This window comes from Microbacterium sp. SORGH_AS_0888 (genome assembly GCF_030818905.1).
Classification (GTDB): Bacteria; Actinomycetota; Actinomycetes; order Actinomycetales; family Microbacteriaceae; genus Microbacterium.
Genome location: NZ_JAUTAZ010000001.1, coordinates 711,112 through 732,307, shown reverse-complemented (window position 1 = coordinate 732,307; position 21,196 = coordinate 711,112). Strand labels below are relative to the sequence as shown.

General features: G+C 69.9%; 19 protein-coding genes and 1 tRNA gene. 11 read left to right on the top strand and 9 right to left on the bottom strand.

Going from position 1 to position 21,196, the window contains the following annotated elements; all coding sequences use genetic code 11:
- Nucleotides 1–2 precede the first annotated feature (2 nt).
- Nucleotides 3–992: a septation protein SepH gene (sepH, locus tag QE381_RS03570; protein WP_307215572.1), complete on the bottom strand. Its 990-nt coding sequence runs from the start codon at nucleotides 990–992 to the stop codon at nucleotides 3–5.
- Between the two features lie 211 nt (nucleotides 993–1,203).
- On the opposite strand from sepH, the gene QE381_RS03565 reads away from it, so the two are divergent.
- Entirely contained in the window at nucleotides 1,204–1,497 is a 294-nt protein-coding gene (locus QE381_RS03565; protein WP_307215570.1) for a DUF4193 domain-containing protein, read from the top strand.
- Here QE381_RS03565 and QE381_RS03560 read toward each other — a convergent pair.
- Nucleotides 1,472–1,951 (bottom strand): DUF3093 domain-containing protein, encoded by a 480-nt coding sequence (locus tag QE381_RS03560; protein WP_307215567.1) that lies wholly within the window; start codon nucleotides 1,949–1,951, stop codon nucleotides 1,472–1,474. The genes QE381_RS03565 and QE381_RS03560 overlap by 26 nt on opposite strands.
- 21 nt (nucleotides 1,952–1,972) lie before the next feature.
- On the opposite strand from QE381_RS03560, the gene dut reads away from it, so the two are divergent.
- From dut to dxs, 5 genes are all read left to right on the top strand, one after another.
- Nucleotides 1,973–2,428, top strand: a complete 456-nt coding sequence (dut, locus tag QE381_RS03555) for a dUTP diphosphatase (protein ID WP_307215565.1) — start codon at nucleotides 1,973–1,975, stop codon at nucleotides 2,426–2,428.
- A complete protein-coding gene (locus tag QE381_RS03550; protein ID WP_307215563.1) occupies nucleotides 2,425–3,015 on the top strand; it encodes a DUF3710 domain-containing protein in 591 nt (196 codons plus the stop codon). Before dut ends, QE381_RS03550 begins: the two co-directional genes overlap by 4 nt.
- Entirely contained in the window at nucleotides 3,012–3,776 is a 765-nt protein-coding gene (locus tag QE381_RS03545) for a DUF3159 domain-containing protein (protein ID WP_307215561.1), read from the top strand. Before QE381_RS03550 ends, QE381_RS03545 begins: the two co-directional genes overlap by 4 nt.
- A gap of 139 nt (nucleotides 3,777–3,915) precedes the next feature.
- Nucleotides 3,916–6,750, top strand: a complete 2,835-nt coding sequence (locus QE381_RS03540; RefSeq protein WP_307215560.1) for an aconitate hydratase — start codon at nucleotides 3,916–3,918, stop codon at nucleotides 6,748–6,750.
- Between the two features lie 159 nt (nucleotides 6,751–6,909).
- Nucleotides 6,910–8,871: a 1-deoxy-D-xylulose-5-phosphate synthase gene (dxs, locus tag QE381_RS03535; RefSeq protein WP_307215559.1), complete on the top strand. Its 1,962-nt coding sequence runs from the start codon at nucleotides 6,910–6,912 to the stop codon at nucleotides 8,869–8,871.
- Between the two features lie 74 nt (nucleotides 8,872–8,945).
- Here the strand turns inward: dxs and QE381_RS03530 are convergent, their stop codons facing one another.
- From QE381_RS03530 to QE381_RS03515, 4 genes are all read right to left on the bottom strand, one after another.
- Nucleotides 8,946–11,084, bottom strand: a complete 2,139-nt coding sequence (locus QE381_RS03530) for a 3-hydroxyacyl-CoA dehydrogenase NAD-binding domain-containing protein (protein ID WP_307215558.1) — start codon at nucleotides 11,082–11,084, stop codon at nucleotides 8,946–8,948.
- A 10-nt stretch (nucleotides 11,085–11,094) separates the two neighbouring features.
- A complete protein-coding gene (locus QE381_RS03525; RefSeq protein ID WP_307215556.1) occupies nucleotides 11,095–12,300 on the bottom strand; it encodes a thiolase family protein in 1,206 nt (401 codons plus the stop codon).
- A 71-nt stretch (nucleotides 12,301–12,371) separates the two neighbouring features.
- Complete coding sequence (locus QE381_RS03520) at nucleotides 12,372–13,568, bottom strand: HRDC domain-containing protein (RefSeq protein ID WP_307215554.1); 1,197 nt, start codon at nucleotides 13,566–13,568, stop codon at nucleotides 12,372–12,374.
- A complete protein-coding gene (locus QE381_RS03515; protein ID WP_307215553.1) occupies nucleotides 13,565–14,149 on the bottom strand; it encodes a DUF3000 domain-containing protein in 585 nt (194 codons plus the stop codon). Before QE381_RS03515 ends, QE381_RS03520 begins: the two co-directional genes overlap by 4 nt.
- Before the next feature lie 25 nt (nucleotides 14,150–14,174).
- Between QE381_RS03515 and QE381_RS03510 the strand changes: the two genes are divergently transcribed.
- Nucleotides 14,175–15,380, top strand: coding sequence for a S9 family peptidase (locus tag QE381_RS03510; RefSeq protein ID WP_307215552.1), 1,206 nt, complete (start codon nucleotides 14,175–14,177; stop codon nucleotides 15,378–15,380).
- Here QE381_RS03510 and QE381_RS03505 read toward each other — a convergent pair.
- Both QE381_RS03505 and QE381_RS03500 read right to left on the bottom strand, forming a co-directional pair.
- A complete protein-coding gene (locus QE381_RS03505; RefSeq protein ID WP_373426905.1) occupies nucleotides 15,377–15,823 on the bottom strand; it encodes a SufE family protein in 447 nt (148 codons plus the stop codon). The two genes, QE381_RS03510 and QE381_RS03505, sit on opposite strands and share 4 nt — an antisense overlap.
- 12 nt (nucleotides 15,824–15,835) lie before the next feature.
- Nucleotides 15,836–16,738: a sulfurtransferase gene (locus QE381_RS03500; protein ID WP_307215550.1), complete on the bottom strand. Its 903-nt coding sequence runs from the start codon at nucleotides 16,736–16,738 to the stop codon at nucleotides 15,836–15,838.
- A 119-nt stretch (nucleotides 16,739–16,857) separates the two neighbouring features.
- On the opposite strand from QE381_RS03500, the gene zapE reads away from it, so the two are divergent.
- From zapE to QE381_RS03480, 4 genes are all read left to right on the top strand, one after another.
- Nucleotides 16,858–17,892, top strand: a complete 1,035-nt coding sequence (gene zapE / locus QE381_RS03495; RefSeq protein WP_307215549.1) for a cell division protein ZapE — start codon at nucleotides 16,858–16,860, stop codon at nucleotides 17,890–17,892.
- Between the two features lie 196 nt (nucleotides 17,893–18,088).
- Nucleotides 18,089–19,378 (top strand): ammonium transporter, encoded by a 1,290-nt coding sequence (locus QE381_RS03490; protein WP_307215547.1) that lies wholly within the window; start codon nucleotides 18,089–18,091, stop codon nucleotides 19,376–19,378.
- 75 nt (nucleotides 19,379–19,453) lie between these two features.
- A complete protein-coding gene (locus QE381_RS03485) occupies nucleotides 19,454–19,930 on the top strand; it encodes a type II toxin-antitoxin system PemK/MazF family toxin (RefSeq protein ID WP_307215545.1) in 477 nt (158 codons plus the stop codon).
- Nucleotides 19,931–19,989: 59 nt separating this feature from the next.
- Nucleotides 19,990–21,027, top strand: a complete 1,038-nt coding sequence (locus QE381_RS03480) for an NAD-dependent epimerase/dehydratase family protein (protein WP_307215544.1) — start codon at nucleotides 19,990–19,992, stop codon at nucleotides 21,025–21,027.
- A gap of 16 nt (nucleotides 21,028–21,043) precedes the next feature.
- Here the strand turns inward: QE381_RS03480 and QE381_RS03475 are convergent.
- Nucleotides 21,044–21,116: transfer RNA gene (locus QE381_RS03475), tRNA-Val, on the bottom strand.
- Nucleotides 21,117–21,196: the final 80 nt, after the last annotated feature.

Sequence of the window (21,196 nt, the reverse complement as noted above, 5' to 3'; positions counted from 1 at the left end):
GCTCAGCCCTCGTCGCCGCGGGCTCCGAAGACGATCTCGTCCCACGACGGCATAGAGGTCCGGCCCTTGCGCCGTGGGGCGGGCTCAGCGGGCTCCGCACGGGGCGGGGCGGGCTCGGCACTCGCCTCCGGGTCGCCCTCGAGCGCGTCGAAGAGCGCGACGGGCGCGGCCGACCGCTCCTCCTCGGCCCCGTTCGGTGCGGCGGATCGCTGACCCCGCCGACGTCGAAGCGCCTCGAGGAGATCAGCCGTCTCCGGGGATGTCACCAGCTCTTCCGGCGCGCGCTTGATGGCGGCGTCCTGGACAGCCGCGCTGGTGGGGACGCCGGGCTGCTCGGCCAACGACCGCGGGCCGAACGCTCCGCTGTCGAAGCGAGAGTCGTCCTTCATGCCGGGGACGTCGAGCGCGCGCAGTCGGGGGATGAGACCTTCGGGCAGCGAGCCCTGGCGCGACAGCTGGGTCGCGTCGGCGTTGAGGGGCGACAGGACGCTCCGACGAGGGTCGAACGACCATCGCGCGTCGCGGTCGACGTCGCCGACGACGAACGTCAGCTTCACGATCCAGCCCGTCTGCTCCTTCCAGCTCGTCCAGCGCTCCGCGGTCGCACCGGCCTCGGCGAGCTTGGCGCGCACGGCCGTGCCGAAGTTCGTGGCCGGTCCGTCGACGAAGTCGGCCGAGGTGAGCACGGGCACCGAGAGCGCCTGGCCGACGACGAACTCGCGTTCGGCCAGCACGGGAGCCTCGTAACGGCGGACGTCGTCGACCGAGACGCCGAGCAGCTCGGCGACCTCCTCGGCGGACAGGCCGGCGCGCACCTGTGCCTGGATGTCCTTGGGGCGAGCCTTGGCGGCGGGCGCCTCCTGCGGGACCCGGCGGGCACGCCGCAACTCCGCTCGCAGCACCTCGTCGACCGGGATGCGGTACCGTTCACCGGCCTGGTCGGCCAGGATCAACGAGCCGTCCTCGGTGCCGATCACTCTCAGCTGTTCCATGCGAGACACGCCTCCGATCTGCCGTGTGCGCCCATGCTGACACACCGCGGGCCGTGCGCCGGGAATATCCGGCGCGCGCCGCGAGTTTTCCCGCTGGCACGGAGCATCCCGCACCCGCACCCGCATTTGCGAAATGCGGATGGTTCGTGCAAACTAACGCCGCCCGCTCGCCGGGCTGCACCACACACACCGCAAGCAGAGACACGGACGCATGGCCACGGATTACGACGCCCCCCGCAAGACCGAGGATGACAGCGAGTCGATCGAGGCGCTCAAGGAGCGTGTTCCCGACAAGCTCTCAGGGTCGGTCGACGTCGAGGACGCCGACAACCCTGCGGGCTTCGAGCTTCCCGGCGCGGACCTCTCAGACCTCGAGCTCGACGTCGTCGTGCTGCCTGCCCAGGAGGACGAGTTCACCTGCGTGAGCTGCTTCCTCGTGAAGCACCGCTCTCAGCTCGACCACGAGGAGTCCTACGGACCTATCTGCTCGGAGTGCGCAGCCTGAGCTGAGCGCGGCGGACCGCGGCGGCGAGCCTGTCCGGTGTCCGGCTGGAGATCACCCAGGCCGGCGTCGGGTCGTCCGAGTCGAGGACGGGAACGACCACGACCCCGTCGATGCCGCCGCGCAGCAGGTGCCAGGACCGCACGGGGAGCCCCGGACCGCGCAGCGCCCGCGCCTCATCGCCGGTGAGGGCGGTCGGCTCTCCGAGGAACGAGACGTCGATGTGCGCCCGACCGGCCCGCAGGGTCGAGCCGCTCACCGAGACGCGGGGCGCGAGGCCCAGCAGCAGGCTCACGATCGCGATGGCGACCAGGACGCCCACGACGAGCGCGAGCACCGCGCCGGCGGGCACGAAGACGAGGATCGCCATGGGCGCGCACACGGCGGCCGCCACGATCGTCCAGAGCGACGGCGTGAGCCGCTCCCGGTAGTCGGACGGGGAAGCACTGGAGGACATCTTCTGCATTACCCTCGTTGGGTGACCGAAAGCGTGGACATCCCCATTATCGCGTCCGCCGTCCCCGTCTACGCGCACCCGGGTGATGCCGGCGCCGATCTGACGTCGGCCGAGGCCGTGCGGATCGAGCCCGGGCACCGCGCGCTCGTCGGCACGGGGGTGCGGATCGCCCTCCCCGAGGGCTACGCGGCGTTCGTCGTTCCCCGCAGCGGGCTGGCAGCGCGCCACGGCATCACGGTCCTCAACAGCCCGGGAACCGTCGATGCCGGTTACCGCGGCGAGCTCAAGGTCGCGCTGCTGAACACCGACCTCTCGGAGCCCTACGACATCGCCGTGGGCGACCGCATCGCCCAGCTGATCGTGATGCCCGTGCCGCCGGTGCGCTTCGTGCCGGTCGACGAGCTGCCGGACAGCGTTCGCGGCGAGGGCGGTTTCGGCTCCACCGGCTACGCGCAGAAGGAAGGGATCACGGCATGACGGATGCATCCATCACCCCCGCCGAGAAGTCGTCGCCGGAGGACCGCGCCACCGCTGGGCCCTTCGACGACTCCGAGGCGAACCCGGTCCGCCCCTACATCGACCTCGGCGCGATCAAGGTCCTCCCGCGGGAGGGGCTGAACCTCCGGCTCGAGGTGGAGGAGCAGACCAAGCGCATCGTCGCCGTCGGACTCGACCTCGCGGGCTCCACGCTCCAGGTGCAGGCCTTCGCGGCGCCGCGTTCGAGCGGGCTCTGGGACGAGACGCGGGAGCAGATCCGGCAGCAGGTGCGGCAGCAGGGCGGTCGTGTCGAAGAGCGCACCGGGCCGCTCGGGCGAGAGCTGCTCGCGGAGGTGCCGGTCACGGCCGGCCAGGAGTCCGGGATGCGGCTCGCCCGCTTCGTGGGCGTGGACGGACCGCGCTGGTTCCTCCGCGGTGTGATCGGGGGCGCGGCCACCGGAGACGTCGACGCTGCCGCCGAGGTGGAGGACCTCTTCCGCTCCCTGGTCGTGGTGCGGGGGACGACCCCCATGCCGCCGCGCGACCTCATCCCGCTGAAGATGCCGGCGACGCCGGGCTCGGCATGAGCGACGACGACCGGCCTTCGACCACTCCGCCCGCCGCCTCCGAGGCGCTGGGGCAGGCGCTGGGCGCGGCGGCGCGGCGCGCGGGCCTCGACCCCGCGGAGGGGGCGACGACCGGGCACGTCGTCTGGCGCGCGATGGGCGGATGGCGCGGGGTCGCCGAGTCGGTGCTCCCCAGCCTCGTGTTCGTCATCGTCTTCACGGTGACCCTCGACCCGGCGACCGGGCAGGGAGACCTGTGGCTCTCGCTCGGTCTGTCGGTCGGGCTCGCGGCGGTGTTCACGGTGGTGCGGCTCGTCACGCGCAGCGCGGTCACCGCAGCCCTCGGCGGACTGGTCGCGACGGCCGCAGCCGCGGCTCTGGCGTTGTGGACGGGCCGTGGCCAGGACAACTTCGTCCTCGGATTCTTCACCAACGGCGCCTACGGCACCGCCTTCCTCGTCTCCGCCGTGATCGGGTGGCCGCTGATCGGACTGGCGGCGGGCTGGCTCATGAACGAGGGGACGGCCTGGCGGCGCGATCGCCGCAAGCGGCGTGTGTTCACGCTGCTCTCGCTCGCCTGGGCGGCGCTGTTCGCGCTGCGGCTCGCCGTCCAGCTCCCGCTCTACTTCACCGGCGCGGTCGCGCTGCTGGGCGCCCTGAAGATCGCGATGGGCCTCCCGCTGTTCGCGCCGCTCGTGGCCGTGACCTGGCTCGCTGCGCGCGCGCTCTACCCGCGTGCGGCGAAGGCCCCCGATGCCCGCTCCGAGCGCCCCGCCGAGTGATACATTTATCTTGATATCGAGATAAATTGCACCCCATCCGCGGTAAGGTCACCCTTCCTAGCCGCCTCGGTTGCGACCGGGGATGATGGGGGCATCGGGCCGGTGAGAAGCCCGTTACTCGCCCACGAAGGAGAAGGTCGTGTCGACGGTAGACAGCTTCGGAGCCAAGAGCACCCTGACGGTCGGCAGCACCGACTACGAGATCTTCCGCATCGATGCGGTGGAGGGCTACGAGAAGCTGCCCTTCAGCCTCAAGGTGCTGCTGGAGAACCTGCTCCGGACGGAGGACGGCGCGAACGTCACGGATGAGCAGATCCGGGCTCTCGGCTCCTGGAACCCGAGTGCCGAGCCGGACACCGAGATCCAGTTCACGCCCGCTCGCGTGGTGATGCAGGACTTCACCGGCGTTCCCTGCATCGTCGACCTCGCCACGATGCGCGAGGCCGTGACGGCGCTCGGCGGCGACCCGAGCAAGATCAACCCGCTGTCGCCGGCCGAGATGGTCATCGACCACTCGGTGATCGCCGACCTGTTCGGCACGGAGAACGCGCTCGAGCGCAACGTCGACATCGAGTACGAGCGCAACGGCGAGCGCTACCAGTTCCTGCGTTGGGGACAGACGGCCTTCGACGACTTCAAGGTCGTCCCGCCCGGGACGGGCATCGTCCACCAGGTCAACATCGAGCACCTCGCGAAGGTGGTCTACGACCGCCAGGTCAACGGCGTGCTCCGCGCCTACCCCGACACCTGCGTGGGAACCGACTCGCACACGACGATGGTCAACGGCCTCGGCGTGCTCGGCTGGGGCGTCGGCGGCATCGAGGCCGAGGCCGCCATGCTCGGTCAGCCGGTCTCCATGCTCATCCCGCGCGTCGTGGGCTTCAAGCTCACGGGAGAGATCCCCGCCGGTGTCACGGCGACCGACGTGGTCCTCACGATCACGGACATGCTGCGCAAGCACGGCGTGGTCGGAAAGTTCGTCGAGTTCTACGGCGCGGGCGTCGCATCCGTGCCGCTGGCCAACCGTGCCACGATCGGCAACATGAGCCCGGAGTTCGGCTCGACGGCGGCGATCTTCCCGATCGACGAGGTCACGCTCGACTACCTGCGCCTCACGGGCCGCGACGAGCAGACGGTCGCGCTGGTGGAGGCGTATGCCAAGGAGCAGAAGCTCTGGCACGACCCGGCCGTGGAGCCCTCCTACAGCGAGTACATGGAGCTCGACCTGGGAACGGTCGTCCCCTCGATCGCCGGGCCGAAGCGTCCGCAGGACCGCATCCTGCTGAGCGAGGCCAAGGAGCAGTTCGAGAAGGACATCGTCAACTACGCGACGCCGTCGGGGTCCGACTCGATCGTCGACCTGGAGTCCGACCAGTCGTTCCCGGCCTCCGACCCGGGCCCGGTGCCCGGCGAGGAGGAGACCCACACCGGCGAGATCCTCATCTCGAGCGGTGGCCCGGCGGCGGCGTCGAAGCCCGTGAAGGTCACCCCGGCCGACGGCACGCCGTACATCCTCGACAACGGTGCGGTGACGCTCGCGGCGATCACCTCGTGCACCAACACGTCCAACCCCTCCGTGATGATCGCGGCGGGCCTCCTGGCGCGCAAGGCGCGCGAGAAGGGCCTGAAGCAGAAGCCGTGGGTCAAGACCACGCTCGGCCCGGGCTCGAAGGTCGTCACCGACTACTACGAGAAGTCGGGCCTGGACAAGGACCTCGAAGGCCTCGGGTTCTACACGGTCGGCTACGGATGCACGATCTGCATCGGGAACTCCGGTCCGCTCATCGAAGAGGTCTCCGCCGCGATCAACGACAACGACCTCGCGGTCACGGCCGTGCTGTCGGGCAACCGCAACTTCGAGGGACGCATCAGCCCCGACGTGAAGATGAACTACCTGGCGTCGCCGCCGCTGGTCGTGGCCTACGCCCTCGCCGGATCGATGAACTTCGACTTCGAGAAGGATGCCCTGGGCACCGGCGCCGACGGCGAGAAGGTGTACCTCAAGGACATCTGGCCCGCACCCGACGAGGTGCAGGAGATCATCGACTCCTCGATCTCTCGCGACCAGTTCATCACGCAGTACGCGACCGTCTTCGACGGTGACGAGCGCTGGCGGAACCTCCCGACCCCGACGGGTCCCGTGTTCGAGTGGGATGCCGACTCCACCTACGTCCGCAAGGCGCCGTACTTCGACGGCATGCGGATGGAGCTGACACCGGTCTCCGACATCACGGGCGCGCGTGTCATGGCGACGCTCGGCGACTCGGTCACGACCGACCACATCAGCCCTGCCGGCAACATCAAGGCGGGAACGCCGGCCGCGCAGTACCTCACCGAGCACGGTGTCGCGCAGAAGGACTTCAACTCCTACGGCTCGCGCCGCGGCAACCACGAGGTCATGATCCGCGGCACGTTCGCGAACATCCGCCTCAAGAACGAGCTGGTCGCCGCCGTCAACGACGGCAAGATCGTCGAGGGCGGCTACACCCGCGACTTCACGCAGCCCGGCGGTCCGCAGTCGTACATCTTCGACGCCTGCATGAACTACCAGGCCGCGGGCACCCCGCTCGTCGTCCTCGGAGGCAAGGAGTACGGTTCGGGCTCGTCGCGCGACTGGGCGGCGAAGGGAACGAACCTGCTCGGTGTGAAGGCCGTGATCACCGAGAGCTTCGAGCGCATCCACCGCTCCAACCTGATCGGCATGGGTGTCGTGCCGCTGCAGTTCCCCGAGGGGGAGAGCTGGAAGTCGCTGGGGCTGGACGGCACGGAGATCATCTCCATCACGGGTCTCGAGCAGCTCAACGAGGGAGTGACGCCGAAGACGGTGCGCGTCACGGCCGAGCCGAGCGAGTTCTCGCCCGCCGGCAAGGAGACGATCGAGTTCGACGCGAAGGTCCGCATCGACACGCCCGGTGAGGCCGACTACTACCGCAACGGCGGGATCCTGCAGTACGTGCTCCGCTCGCTGGTCTGATTCCGGCACGAGACGCGGAGCCTCCCCGGGGTCCTCTCGGGGAGGCTCCGCGTCTCGTATCGCCGGAGCCGAGGCCCGTCGTCCGAGGCGTCAACCCTCAGGGTTCGGACCGGTCGCGGCGGTAAACTCGAATCTCTTGGCGCCGGTCGAAGGAGTGGGATGTCGCTGTTGTCGTCGATCACGGGTCCGCGTGACCTCGACGCCCTGTCCGTCCCCGAGCTCGAGCGGCTCGCGCAGGAGATCCGCGACTTCCTCGTCGCGAACGTCTCCCGTACGGGTGGCCACCTCGGGCCGAACCTGGGCGTGGTCGAGCTGACCCTGGCCCTGCACAGGGTGTTCCGCTCCCCGCAGGACCCGTTCATCTTCGACACGGGACACCAGTCGTACGTGCACAAGCTGCTCACCGGTCGACAGGACTTCACCGGTCTCCGTGCGCGCGGGGGTCTCGCCGGCTACCCGCAGCGGGGCGAGAGCGAGCACGACGTCGTCGAGTCCTCGCACGCCTCCAGCTCGCTGAGCTGGGCGGACGGGATCTCCCGCGCGCTGACCCGCACCGGGCGCAAGGACCGTCACGTGGTCGCCGTCGTCGGCGACGGCGCGCTGACGGGCGGGATGACGTGGGAGGCGCTCAACAACATCTCTGACGACAACGACCGCAACCTCGTGATCGTCGTCAACGACAACGGCCGCTCCTACGCCCCCACGATCGGCGGCATGGCGCGGTATCTCAACCGTGTGCGCACGACCGACAGCTACCAGACCCTGCATCGCGGCTCATCGAGCGTCGCCCGCCATCTCGGGCCCGTCGCCCGCGCCTTCTACCGCGGCGTCCGCGGCGGCACGCACGGCTTCCTCTCGCGTTTCGTGAACAACGAGGCGCTGTACTCGAACCTCGACATCAAGTACCTCGGCCCGATCGACGGTCACGACCTCGGTTCCCTCATCGAGACGCTGGAGCTCGCGAAGTCGTACGGTGCTCCGGTGATCGTGCACACGATCACCGAGAAGGGGCACGGCTTCGAGCCGGCCCGCAACGACGAGGCGGACCAGTTCCACGCCGTCGGCCGCATCGACCCGACGACGGGGGAGTCCATCGGCTCCTCGGGCGCGGTCGCCTGGACCGACGTGTTCGAGGCGGAGCTGCTCGCAGCGGGGGAACGGCGTCCGGACGTGATCGCGATGACCGCGGCGATGCTCCGCCCGACCGGGCTGCAGGCGTTCGCCGAGCGCTTCCCGGACCGCGTCTACGACGTCGGGATCGCCGAGCAGCATGCCGTTGCCTCCGCCGCGGGCATGGCCTACGGCGGCCTCCACCCGGTGGTGGCGATCTACGCCACCTTCATGAACCGCGCGTTCGACCAGATGATGATGGATGTCGGGCTGCACCGCGCCGGCGTGACCTTCGTGCTGGACCGTGCCGGGGTCACGGGCCCCGACGGGCCCAGCCATCACGGGATCTGGGATCTCGCGATGCTGCAGATCGTGCCGCACATCCGCATCGCCGCACCCCGCGACGCGACTCGTCTCGCGGAGGAGTTCGCGGAGGCGCTCGAGGTGGAGGACGCGCCGACCGTGATCCGCTACCCGCGGGGCGCCGTGTCGCCGGAGCTGCCGGCGCAGGAGCGGCTGCACGACGGCGTCGACGTCCTCGTCCGCGGCGCGGGAGCCGACGTCCTGCTCGTGGGCATCGGGCCGATGGCGCACGTGGCCGTCGACGTCGCCGAGCGTCTCGCGGCTCAGGGGATCGCCGCGACGGTCGTGGACCCGCGCTGGGTCGTGCCGGTGCCCGAGTCGATCGTCGAGCTCGCCCGCGAGCACCGTCTCGTCATCACGATCGAGGACGGGATCCGTGTGGGAGGCATCGGCACGCGTGTGCGTCAGGTGCTGCGTGAGGCGGGTGTGGACACGGCGGTGGACGAGCTCGGCCTCCCCGACGAGTTCATCGACCACGCCAGCCGTGAGCAGATCCTCGCGGATGCCGGCCTCACCGCGTCCAAGATCGCGCAGGACGTCGTCGCCCAGGTCCTGGGTACCCGAGTCCCGGTCGCGCGCCAGGTCGGAACGGACACCTCGCCCGTCTGGACGACCGAGATGTCCGCATCCACCGACACCGACGGCTGAGGCCGGGCGGCAGACAGGGCGCGGCCCGCCGCCCCCGGACGGGAGTGCGGCGAGCCGGCGCCCTGTCTGACCGCTCAGGCTCCGACGCCCCGGATCGGCGGCGTGTGGAAGGTTCCCGAGAACACGCGCTCCGACGCGCCGACGCGGTCGAGGTACGGCGTCGCTCCGCCGTCGATGAAGGGCCAGCCGGCGCCCAGGATGAGGCAGAGATCGATGTCCTCGACCTCGGGGACCACGCCCTCGCCCAGCATGATCTTGATCTCCTGGGCCAGACCGTCCTGCACCCGTCGGAGGATCTCGTCTTCCGACACGGGCGCCTTGCCGGTCTTCAGCACCTTTGCGGCGGCCTTGGACCAGCCGGTGATCTTCCCGTGCTTGTCCTTCTCGACCACCTCCGGCAGTGCCGCGAGCTCGTGGAAGTTCTCCGAGGCGAAGAACCGCTCGGGGAAGGCGTTCGCCATCGTGTCCTGCACGTGCGCGGCCACCTTCCACCCGACCAGGTCGATGAGCTGGAACGGCGTCATGGGCAGACCGAGGGGCGCGAACGCCTTCTCGACCGTCAGCAGCGGGGTCCCCTCGTAGACGGCACGCGCCGCCTCTCCCATGACCTTGGCCAGCAGGCGGTTGACGACGAAGCCCGGTGCGTCCGCGGTGAGCACCGCGTTCTTCCCGAGCCCCTTCGCCACCACGAACGCGGTCGACAGCGCCGCCTCGGCCGTCACGGGCGTCTTCACGATCTCGATCAGTGGCATGACGGCGACGGGGTTGAAGAAGTGGAAGCCGACCAGGCGTTCCGGATGTGCGAGATTCGCACCGATCTCCTCGACCGACAGCGATGAGGTGTTGGTCGCGAGGATCGCATCCTCGGCCACGATCGGCTCGATCTCCGCGAACACCTGCTGCTTGACCCCGACCTCCTCGAACACGGCCTCGATGACGAAGTCGCAGTCCGCGTACTCGGTCTTGTCGGTCGTGCCGTGCACGAGGGCGCGGAGCTGGTTGGCGGAGTCGCCGTCGAGACGTCCCTTCGCCTCGAGCTTGCCGATCTCATCGTGGATGTAGGCCACGCCCTTGTCGACACGGGCCTGATCGAGGTCGGTGATGAGCACCGGAACCCGGAGCTTGCGCACGAACAGGAGCGCGAACTGGCTCGCCATCAGACCCGCACCGATGATGCCCACCTTCGTGACCTTCTTGGCGAGCGCCTTGTCGGGGGCGCCGACGGGACGCTTCGCCCGCTTCTGCACCAGGTCGAAGGCATACATGGACGCGGCGAACTGATCGCCGACGATCAGGTCGCTGAGCGCGTCGTCCTCGCGCGCGAAGCCTTCTGCCTTCGTGCCGCTCCTGGCCTTGTCGAGCAGATCGAGCGCGACGTACGGCGAGCGGGGCACCGTGCCGATGCGGCTCTCCAGCATGCCGCGCGCCATCTTGATCGCGATGGGCCACTTGGTCAGCCGCTCCATCTTGCCGGGCTCGTTCTTGCGCTCGACCTTGATGCGGCCGCTGAGGACGCCGTCGGCCCAGACCAGCGACTCCTCGAGGAAGTTGGCCGGCGAGAAGATCGCGTCGAACATCCCGAGCTCGTATGCCTGCCGGGGCTTGAGCGTGCGGTTCTGCTTCAGCGGATTGGAGATCACGACCTCGAGCGCGTTCTCGATGCCGATGAGGTTCGGGAGCAGGTACGCGCCGCCCCAGCCGGGGATGAGGCCGAGGAAGACCTCTGGCAGCGCGATCGCGGCCGCGGAGGCGTCGACCGTGCGGTAGGTCGAGTTGAGCCCGATCTCCACACCGCCGCCCAGCGCCAAGCCGTTCACGAAGGCGAACGAGGGGACGCCGAGCTCGGAAAGCGAGCCGAGCACCTGGTGACCGCGTTGCGCTATGAGCTTCGCGACATCCTTCGACGGCAGGCGGGACACCCCGGACAGGTCGGCGCCGGCCGCGAGGATGTACTGCTTGCCGGTGATGCCGACGGCGTGGATCTCGCCTGCGGCGGCCCGGCCCTTCAGACCCGCGAGGGTCTCGCCGAGCTCCTTCAGGGTTGCGGGGCCGAGGGTGTTCGGGCGGGTGTGGTCGCGTCCGTTGTCGAGTGTGATGAGGGCGAGGACCTTGCCCGAGGGCAGGGCGATGTCGCGGACGGGGGAGTGGGTGATCACCTCGTCGTCGGCGAAGGCATCAAGCGGGGAGAAGTCGATCTCGTCGTAGTTCGTCATGGCTGTCGCCTCACTTCCGCTTCTTGCCGTCGTAGAACGGGTTCTCCCAGATGACCGAGCCGCCCTGCCCGAGACCCACGCACATCGCGGTGAGGCCGTAGCGGACGTCGGGACGCTCGGCGAACTGCGCCGCCAGCTGGATCATCAGACGCACGCCCGAGGCGGCGAGCGGGTGGCCGACGGCGATCGCGCCGCCCCACTGGTTCACGCGCGGATCGTCGTCGGCGATGCCGAAGTGGTCGAGCAGCGAGATCACCTGGATCGCGAACGCCTCGTTGAGCTCGAACAGTCCGATGTCGGAGATGGTCAGGCCCGCCTTGGCCAGCGCCTTCTCGGTCGAGGGGATCGGGCCGATGCCCATGATCTCGGGCTGGACGCCGGCGAACGCGAACGAGACGAGCTTCATCTTCGGCGCGAGGCCGAGCTCCTTCACGGCGCGGCCGCTCGCCAGCAGACCCATCGTGGCGCCGTCGGTGACCGGCGACGACGTGCCCGCCGTCACGCGACCGTGGGGGCGGAACGGCGTGCGAAGGGCAGCGAGCCCCTCCATCGTGGTCTCGGGGCGGCGGCCCTCGTCCTCGGTCGCCAGGCCCCAGGCGCCTGAGGCGTCCTTCACCGCGACCGGGACGAGGTCGGGCTGGATCTTGCCGGCGTCGTAGGCGGCCTGCGCCTTGTGCTGGCTCAGCATCCCGTAGCGGTCGCTGCGCTCCTTCGTGAGGTGCGGGAACCGGTCGAAGATGCGCTCGGCCGTGACGCCCATGTTGAGGGCTCCGGGATCGACCATGCGCTCGGCGACGAAACGCGGGTTCGGGTCGGCGTTCGCGCCGATCGGGTGGTGTCCCATGTGCTCGACGCCGCCCGCGAGGGCGATGTCGTACATGCCGACCCCGATCGAGCCGGCCATCGTGGTCACGCTCGTCATCGCGCCCGCGCACATGCGGTCGATCGCGAAACCGGGAACCGTCATCGGCAGCCCCGCGAGGATCGCTGCCGAACGTCCGAGCGTCAGGCCCTGATCACCGGTCTGCGAGGTCGCGGCGATCGCGACGTCGTCGATGCGGTCGCCCGGCACCTGCGGATTGCGCTCCATCACGCCGATGAGCGCCTTCACCACCAAGTCGTCCGCGCGGGTGTTCCAGTACATGCCTTTCTCGCCGGCTCGACCGAAAGGGGTACGCATGCCATCGACGAAGAAGACGTCCGAAATCTCGGCCACTCTGCCTCCAAGGTTAGGTTTCCTCCACCCTAGGAAGCGCCCGCAGGCGGTCGGAATCGGTTGGATCGAACCTACGAAACGGCGTCGACGTCGCTCTCGACCGTTTGCACGGAAGCGACAAAGGCATCGGCGATCAGCTGTGCGGTCTCGTGAATCTGCCAGGGGCGCGCGCCGGCCGCTGACAGGGCGTCGGAGATGGTGTCCGCATCCGTCGGCTCCGGCGGAGTCCACGCCAGGCGGCGCAGCAGCTCGGGCGTGAGGAGGTTCTCGGTGGGCATGCTCAGCGCGGCGGCCCGCTCCTCGACGCGGGGACGCGCGGCCTTCAGCCGCGCATCGGCTTCCGGGTTCCGGTCCACCCACGCGCGCGGCGGAGGCAGCGTGTCGCTCGGCACCCGCTCGGGCGGGAGGTCCTCCGTCGTGCGCCCGCGCTCGATCGCAGCCCACCATCGATCGAGCTCGCTCCTCGACGCGCGGCCGATGAAGAGCTTGTTGGCCGCGAGGTCGCGTTTGCTCTGCGGCGATGCCGCGATCGCGGCGACGAGCGCGCGGTCGGGCACGAGACGCCCGGGAGCGACATCCGTTTCCCTGGCCAGCTCCTCGCGGGCGGTCCACAGCTCACGCGCGACCGCGTAGGCACGACGGCCGCGGAGTGTGTGCAGTCCGCTCAGCCGACGCCACGGGTCGGTGCGCACGGGCTTGACGGGGCGGTCGATGACGGCCTGGAACTCCTGTGCCGCGATCTCGGTCTTGTGCTGTTCCTCGAGCTCGGCGACCTGCGCGTCGCGGACGTCGCGGAGATACACGACATCGAGTGCGGCGTACTCGAGCCAGGAGTCGGGCAGGGGACGCGTCGACCAGTCGGCGGCGGAATGCTCCTTGGCGAGCGTGATGCCCAGCGCCCGCTCCACGACCGCGGCCAGCCCCACGCGCTCGTGACCGAGGAGCCGGGCGGCCAGCTCCGTGTCGAAGATGCGGGGCGGCTCGAGGCCGAGCTCCCGCAGCGAAGGCAGGTCCTGGCTCGCCGCGTGCAGGATCCACTCCTCCTGCGACAGGATCGGCTGCAGCCGATCCATGTTCGCCAGCGCGGGCGCATCGAACAGGAGCACTCCTGCTCCCTCGCGCCAGATCTGGACGAGGTACGCGCGCTGCGAGTATCGGAATCCGGATGCCCGCTCGACGTCGACCGCGAAAGGCCCCGTGCCCGCGGCGAGTGCCGCCATCGCGTCGAGGAGAGCCCGCTCGTCCGCGATCACCTGATAGTCAGTCATGTAGTCCTGCTCTGCGCGCGCAAGAGCGGCGCGTTCTCCGATCCCGGCGGGAGACCCGCCAGCATGCACACGAGCTCGGCCCAGGCCTCCACGTGCGGCACGATGTCGCCCGTCGGCGACCAGGATGCGCGCAACTCTATCTGGGCGCCGGTGCCTTCGGCAGCGAGCCCGCCGAAACCCTGCGAGAGCGTCTTCGTCGCCGTGCCCGACATCGCATGGAACGCCGCCCCCCGCGAGGAGAGCGCATCGACCAGCCAGGACCAGGCGACCTCCGCCACCAGCGGGTCGATTCCGATCTCGGGCTCGAGCGGGGCCTGGGCGAAGCAGACGATCCGCCACGCGCCGTCCCACGCCTCGGGCTCGTCGGCGTCGTGGAGGAGGACGAGCCGGCCGGTCCCGTACGCGGAGACACCGTCATCGTCGTCCGGGCGGACGTCGGCGGCGAGCGCGTACGCCTCCGGCGCGAGGCCGGACGGGGCGGGGATGTCGTGCACGACGAGATCGGCGCGGAAGCCGAGTCCCGCCACGGCCGCGATCGCGTCGGCGAACGACGGGACGGGTGAGGGGCGGTGGGCGGCCACGCCGACAGACTAGAGTGATGCCACGATGATGGCCCCCAGGCGCGCCGCCGGACTCGGCGCCTCACCCGCGTTCCGTGTCGGTGTTCGCACCGCCGTCTTTCTGCTGTCGGCAGGGCTCGGGGTGATCGGCGCCGTCTGGGCCGCGATGTCCGTTCGGGTCGCGCGTCTCGTCGTGACGCCCGCCGCCCGTCGGGCCGACACCCGCATCCTCTCCTTGGACACGGCTGCGCAGACGATCACCCTCTCGCGGACGCCGGACACCGAGCTGCCCGGACGCTACGGCCTGTTCACGCGGGGGAGCGAGGACTACGTCAAGCTCGGCAGCGTGCTGTCCGAGGACGCCGCATCCGTCAAGCGGAAGCTCCTGACGCACATCGGCGAGACCTCGAGGCTGTCCGCGGACGCCGCGTTCAGCGGCTGGTACTACGACCACCCCGACCAGATGCACCTGCCGTTCACGTCCCAGCTGATCGGGTCGGCCGTGGGGCCGTGCCCGGCCTGGGTCTTCCCCGGCGACTCCGACACGTGGTGCATCCAGATCCACGGGCGGGGGACGACGCGCGCCGAGTGCCTGCGGGCCGTGCCGCTGCTGCACTCGCTCGGGTTCACCACGATGCTGGTCTCGTACCGCAACGACGGCGAGGCGCCCCGGAGCCGCAGCGGAACCTATGGCCTCGGCGCGACCGAGTGGCGTGACGTCGACGCCGCCGTCGGCTTCGCGCGGCGCTCCGGCGCGCAGCGCATCCTGCTCATGGGATGGTCCATGGGCGGCGCCATCGCGCTCCAGCTGGCGCTCAACTCGGCGCACCGGGATCGCATCGTCGGGCTCATCCTCGACTCCCCTGTGGTCGACTGGCGCGTCGTGCTCGAGTACCAGGCCGAGCTGATGGGGCTGCCGCATCCGGTCACGGCGCTCGCGATCGAGACCCTGGGATCGGAGTGGGGGACGGCGCTGACCCGTTCGGGCGGACCGATCCCGTTCGATCGGCTCGACGGTGTCTCGCGCGCCGGCGAGCTGCGCGTGCCGGTTCTGATCCTGCACAGCGACGACGACGGTTTCGTCCCCTCTGACGCCTCCCACGCCCTCGCGCGCGCACGTCCCGACCTCGTGAGGCTCGAGGTGTTCACCGGGGCCCGGCACACGAAGCTCTGGAACTACGACCAGGAGCGGTGGAACACCGCGATCCGGATCTGGCTCGACGAGACCGGGATCCGCCGCGGGGAAGACTAGCGACGCTTCTCGCGCACCTGGCGCTTGGCGCGGAGCAGCATCCCGGTCATCCCCGCGATACGCAACGGCGACACCGCGCGCGTCAGTCCGATGGACTGGGGATAGTCGTCGGGGATGCTCAACACCGCCTCGGACGAGAGCCCGCTGATCCCCTGGACCAGGATGCTGGCGAAACCCCGGGTGGTGGGCGCCTCCGGGGGAGCGGACGCGTGCATCGTCACGATGTCGTCCTCGTCGACCTCGACGGCGATGAAGACGGGCGACTGGCACTCGACCACCCGTTCGCACGCCTCCGGGCGCGCCGCGATGTCCGCGGGCATCTCCGGCAGCTCACGCGAGTACTCCAGCAGAAGCTGCAGCCGCTCGGGCTCCTCGAGCTCGAGGAACTCGTCACGTGTCTCCGCGAGGGAGTCGGGAAGGGCCGCGTCGTTCACCCGTCCCATCCTTCCATGCCGTCAGCGGGCGGGCACCGCTCCCGGCTCGGCGCCCGTCACGATCGGCACGCGGACGGCGCTGCCCCACTCGGTCCACGAGCCGTCGTAGTTGCGGACGTTCTCGAAGCCGAGCAGATGCTGCAGCACGAACCACGTGTGGCTCGACCGCTCGCCGATGCGGCAGTACGCGACGACGGCGTCGCCATCGGCGAGTCCCGCCTCTCCCCGGTAGATCGCGTCGAGCTCGGCACGGGTCTTGAACGTGCCGTCCTCCGCGACCGCGCGGGCCCACGGCACGTTCTGCGCGGTCGGGATGTGGCCGGCCCGCAGCGCGCCCTCCTCCGGGTAGGCGGGAGCCGTCGTCCGTGTGCCCGTGAACTCCTCGGGCGACCGCACGTCGATCAGGGGGTTGCCCAGGTGGGACAGGACGTCATCCTTGTACGCGCGGAGCACCGAGTCGTCGCGCTCGACGACCGGGTAGGTCGTCTCGGCGCGCACGGGCGCCTCCGTCGTCAGCTCGCGGCCCTCCGCGATCCACCGGTCACGGCCGCCGTCGAGCAGCCGCACGTCCTCGTGGCCGAACAGCGAGAACACCCAGAGTGCGTAGGCGGCCCACCAGTTGTTCTTGTCCCCGTAGACGACGATCGTGTCGGAGCGGTCGATGCCCTTGCGGCTCAGCAGCTCGGCGAATCCCTCGCCGTCCAGGTAGTCGCGCACGACGGGGTCGTTCAGCTCGGTGTGCCAGTCGACCTTGACCGCCCCCGGGATGTGGCCGGTCTCGTACAGCAGCACGTCCTCATCCGACTCGACCACGACGAGTCCGGGCTGCCCGAGGCGCTCCTGCAGCCATTCGGTCGTGACGAGGCGTTCCGGGTGCGCGTACTCGCTGAACTTGGCGGACGTGGTGTCGGTGTCGATGGGCATGAGGGGTCCTCCGAGACGTGTCGCGTGACGGCGTAGGGTGGAGGCCGTCGGCATCGACCCTAGGTTCTCCGGGCGGACGACGCATCCACTTCGTAAATCAGCGACACAGGACTGCCTGAATGACTTCGACCACGACCGGCATCGCGCATCTGATCGATCGGACGCCGCAGGTGTCGGGCGCCGAGATGGTGGCCGCCCTCGTCCCGCCGCCGCAGTTCGCCGACGCCAGCTTCGACTCCTACCGCGCCGATGCCGCCTACCCCTCCCAGCAGGGCACGAAGGACGAGCTGATCGCGTTCTGCGGGCTGGCGCCCGCGGAGCCGGCCAAGCGCGGCGGGCTCTTCCGCCGGGCGCCGAGGGCTCCCGAGCGGAAGCCGGGCGTGTACCTCGACGGCGGCTTCGGGGTCGGCAAGACGCACCTGCTGGCGTCGATCTATCACGGCATGCCCGCGCGCCGGAAGTACTTCGGCTCGTTCATCGAGTACACCGCGCTCGTCGGGGCGCTCGGCTACCAGCAGACCGTCGAGCTGTTCCGCGGCGCGGATCTGCTGTGCATAGATGAGTTCGAGCTGGACGACCCCGGCGACACGATGGTGATGACGCGTCTGCTGGGTGAGCTGGTGAAGACCGGCACCAAGCTGGCGGCGACCTCCAACACGCCTCCGAACGCGCTCGGGGAGGGGCGTTTCGCCGCGCAGGACTTCCTGCGTGAGATCAGTGCGATGGCCGAGAGCTTCGAGACGCTGCGCATCGACGGCGTCGACTTCCGGCAGCGCGCCTTCGACGGCCACGCCGCCGTCCTCACGGACGCGCAGTACGAGGAGGCGGTGAGCACGGCCGGGGCGCGGGCGCTGGTCTCGGATGACGCCTTCGACGCGCTCGTGCAGCATCTCTCCCACGTGCACCCCTCGCGCTACATCCGCCTCATCGACGGGATCTCGCAGATCGGCCTGCGGGATGTCGGTGTTCTCACGGACCAGTCCGCTGCCCTGCGTCTGGTCGCCTTCGTCGACCGGGCGTACGATGCCCAGCTCCCCATCCGGGCGACCGGAGTCAGCCTCGACCGCGTGTTCAGCGACGAGATGCTCGCGGGCGGCTATCGCAAGAAGTACCTGCGGGCGGTCTCGCGCCTGATCGCGCTCACTCACGCCTGACGCTCGGACGCAGCCGAGAGGTTTGGCGGCAACTCGAAACCTGTTGTTTACACAGGGCCGCCCACTGTTACGTGCGCGAAACACGAGTCGCAGCACGGATGAAATCCGGTGTCGCGAGACTGGCGACACCCGAAGCAGCGTCCTTTTCGTGCGTCTCGCCGAGGGACCTGTAACACGACACATGAGTGAGGATTTCATGGACAACGGAAGTCTCGCCTGGTACATCGCCGCAACGGCGCTTGTGCTGTTCATGACGCCTGGCGTTGCGTTCTTCTACGGAGGACTCGTCAAAGCCAAGAGCGTCGTCAGCATGATGATGATGAGCTTCGGAGCGATGGGCCTCATCGCCGTGCTCTGGATCCTCTACGGCTACAACATGCAGACCGCCGACTGGTGGCCCGGCGTTCTCGGCAACCCCTTCAGCGACTTCGGTCTCACCACCATGGCCAGCGACCCGGCCAGCTCGGCGGTCAACCTGACCGCCGTCGCGTACGGCGCGACGTTCGCCATCATCACGATCGCGCTGATCTCCGGTGCGATCGCAGACCGCGCCAAGTTCGGCTCCTGGATGATCTTCGCCTTCCTGTTCGCGACGATCGACTACTTCGCCGTCGCGGGCTGGGTCTGGAACACGAACGGCTGGATCTTCAACCTCGGCACGACGCTGTTCGGCGCGGATGCGGGCGTCGAGGTCATCGACTACGCGGGTGGTACCGCGGTGCACATCAACGCCGGTGCCGCGGCCCTCGCCCTGGCGCTCGTGCTCGGCAAGCGCGTCGGCTTCAAGAAGGGCATCACCAAGCCCCACAACGTGCCGCTCGTCCTCCTCGGTGCCGCCATCCTGTGGTTCGGCTGGTTCGGCTTCAACGCCGGCGCTGCGGCGTTCTTCGTCTCGCCCGACGGCACGACAGGTGACGTTCTCGCCGGAATCGGCGCGGTCGGCTCCCCGGCGGGTCTGATCGTCATCAACACGCTGGGCGCGACCGCGGCCGCCGTGCTCGGCTGGGTCATCGTCGAGAAGCTCAAGGACGGCAAGGCCACCTCGGTGGGTGCGGCATCCGGTGCTGTCGCCGGCCTCGTCGCGATCACCCCGTCCTGCGCCAACCTGGCACCCGGCTGGGCGCTCCTCCTCGGCATCATCGCCGGCGGTGTGTGTGCCCTCGCGGTCGAGCTCAAGTGGAAGCTCGGCTTCGACGACTCGCTCGACGTCGTCGGCGTCCACCTGGTCGGCGGTCTCATCGGAACCCTGTACCTCGGCTTCTTCGCCACCGGCACCGGCCTCTTCCTCGGCGGCGGCTGGCACCAGCTGGTCCTCCAGCTGATCGCCGCGGTCACGGTCCTGGTGTTCTCCTTCGTCGTCGCCTTCATCATCGGCTTCGCGATCGAGAAGACGATCGGCTTCCGCATCAAGAACGAGGACGAGATCGCGGGCGTCGACACGACGGTCCACGGCGAGGAGGGCTACTCCCTCGCTGAGCAGGTCTGACCCGCTCACCTCTCATCGGAAGGGGCGTCGCGCATCGCGCGGCGCCCCTTCCGCCGTCTCGGTTAGGGTGAACGCGTGCTCTCCCTGCTTCGACGGCTGCTCTTCGGACGGTCCGTTCGCGGGGCAGCGGATGCGGCATCGCACACGACCGTCGAGGTCGATCCCACGCGGGTTCGCGGATTGACGCTCGAGTACGCGCCGCGTGCGGACGGACGGGCGGACGCCGGTGAGATCGTCTGGACGTGGGTGCCGTACGCCGAGCGCGACGGCCGCGGCAAGGATCGTCCCGTGCTCGTCCTCGCGCGCCGTGACGCGTCGCACGTCTACGCCGTCAAGCTGACGTCGCGCTCGCACGCGGGGGAGCGGGACTTCGTGCCGATCGGCACGGGAGCATGGGATGCGGAGCGCCGCCCGTCCTGGGTGGATCTCGACCAGCTCTACGTCGTCCCCGACGGAGGACTGCGCCGTGAGGGTGCGGCGCTCGGGCGGGAGGCGTATGCGCGGGTCACGGCGGTGCTCGGCCAGCGCTACGGCTGGCGCGTGCGGCGCTGAGCAGTCCGCTCCCCGCGAAAGCCGGCGTTCCGAGCGTCGCGGGCTGGCGCGCTGAGGGCGTGAGGACGCTGATCCTGGGTGGTACCGGCTGGCTGGGGAGACTGATGGCCCGCATGGCGCTCGCGGCGGGTCACGACGTGACCTGCGTCGCCCGCGGCGATGATCTGCCCACGGGCGCGGTCCACGTCCGTGCCGACCGCGACACGGACGACGCTCTCGCCGGGGTCGCTGATTCTCGTTGGGACGTCGTCATCGACGTGGCCCGCCAGCCCGGTCATGTCCGGCGGGCCGTACGTGACCTGGCACCGGCGGCGGAGCGGTTCGTGTTCGTCTCCTCCACCAGCGCGTACGTCTCTCACTCCGACCTCGGCGCCGACGAGGATGCCGCGCTGCATCCCCCGCTTCCCGCCGACGAGATGTCGTCTCCGGACGACTACGGGGCGGCGAAAGCCGCCGGAGAGCGCGCGGTGCTCGACGGTTTCGGCGCAGCGCGCGCGCTCATCGTCCGCCCGGGGCTTGTGGGCGGCCCCGGCGATCCGAGCGGGCGTACCGGATACTGGGGTTCGAGGCTCGCGTCGCCGTCGAACGTCGAGCGACGGGTCCTCGTCCCGGATGCGCCCCAGCTCCCCACCGCCGTCATCGACGTGCGGGATCTCGCAGGGTGGCTCGTGCACGCGGCGGGCGAAGGGCGGGACGGGATCTTCAACGCGGGTGGCGAGCCGATGCTCTTTCCCGCCCACCTGGAGGTGGCGCGGCGGATTGCAGGGCACGACGGTCCGCTCGAGCTCGTGGGCGAGGACTGGCTGATCGAGCACGGCGTCGCCCAGTGGTCGGGCCCGCGATCGCTGCCGCTGTGGATCGCAGATCGCTCCTGGTACGGGATGAACGCGCGCTCGAGCGCCCGCGCGCGAGCGGCGGGCCTCGCGCTCCGGCCGCTCGAGGAGACGATCGCGGACTCGCTCCGCTGGGACCTCGACCACGCGAACGGGCCGGGAAGCGGCGCCGGCCTGACGGATGACGAGGAGAGGGCGTTGCTGGCGGCGTGGCGGCGTGAGGCGCGCGGCGCGAAGGGGGAGACGACAAAACCCCCGGGATGACCGGGGGTTTCAGCGGTGGGCGATGCCGGACTCGAACCGACGACCTCTTCCGTGTGAAGGAAGCGCGCTACCAACTGCGCCAATCGCCCAAGGCCCACGCGGGGCCGAGAATCGAGCATACCGGATTCCACAGCCGCCGCCGAACCTGCCCCTACGCGAAGCGACGGAT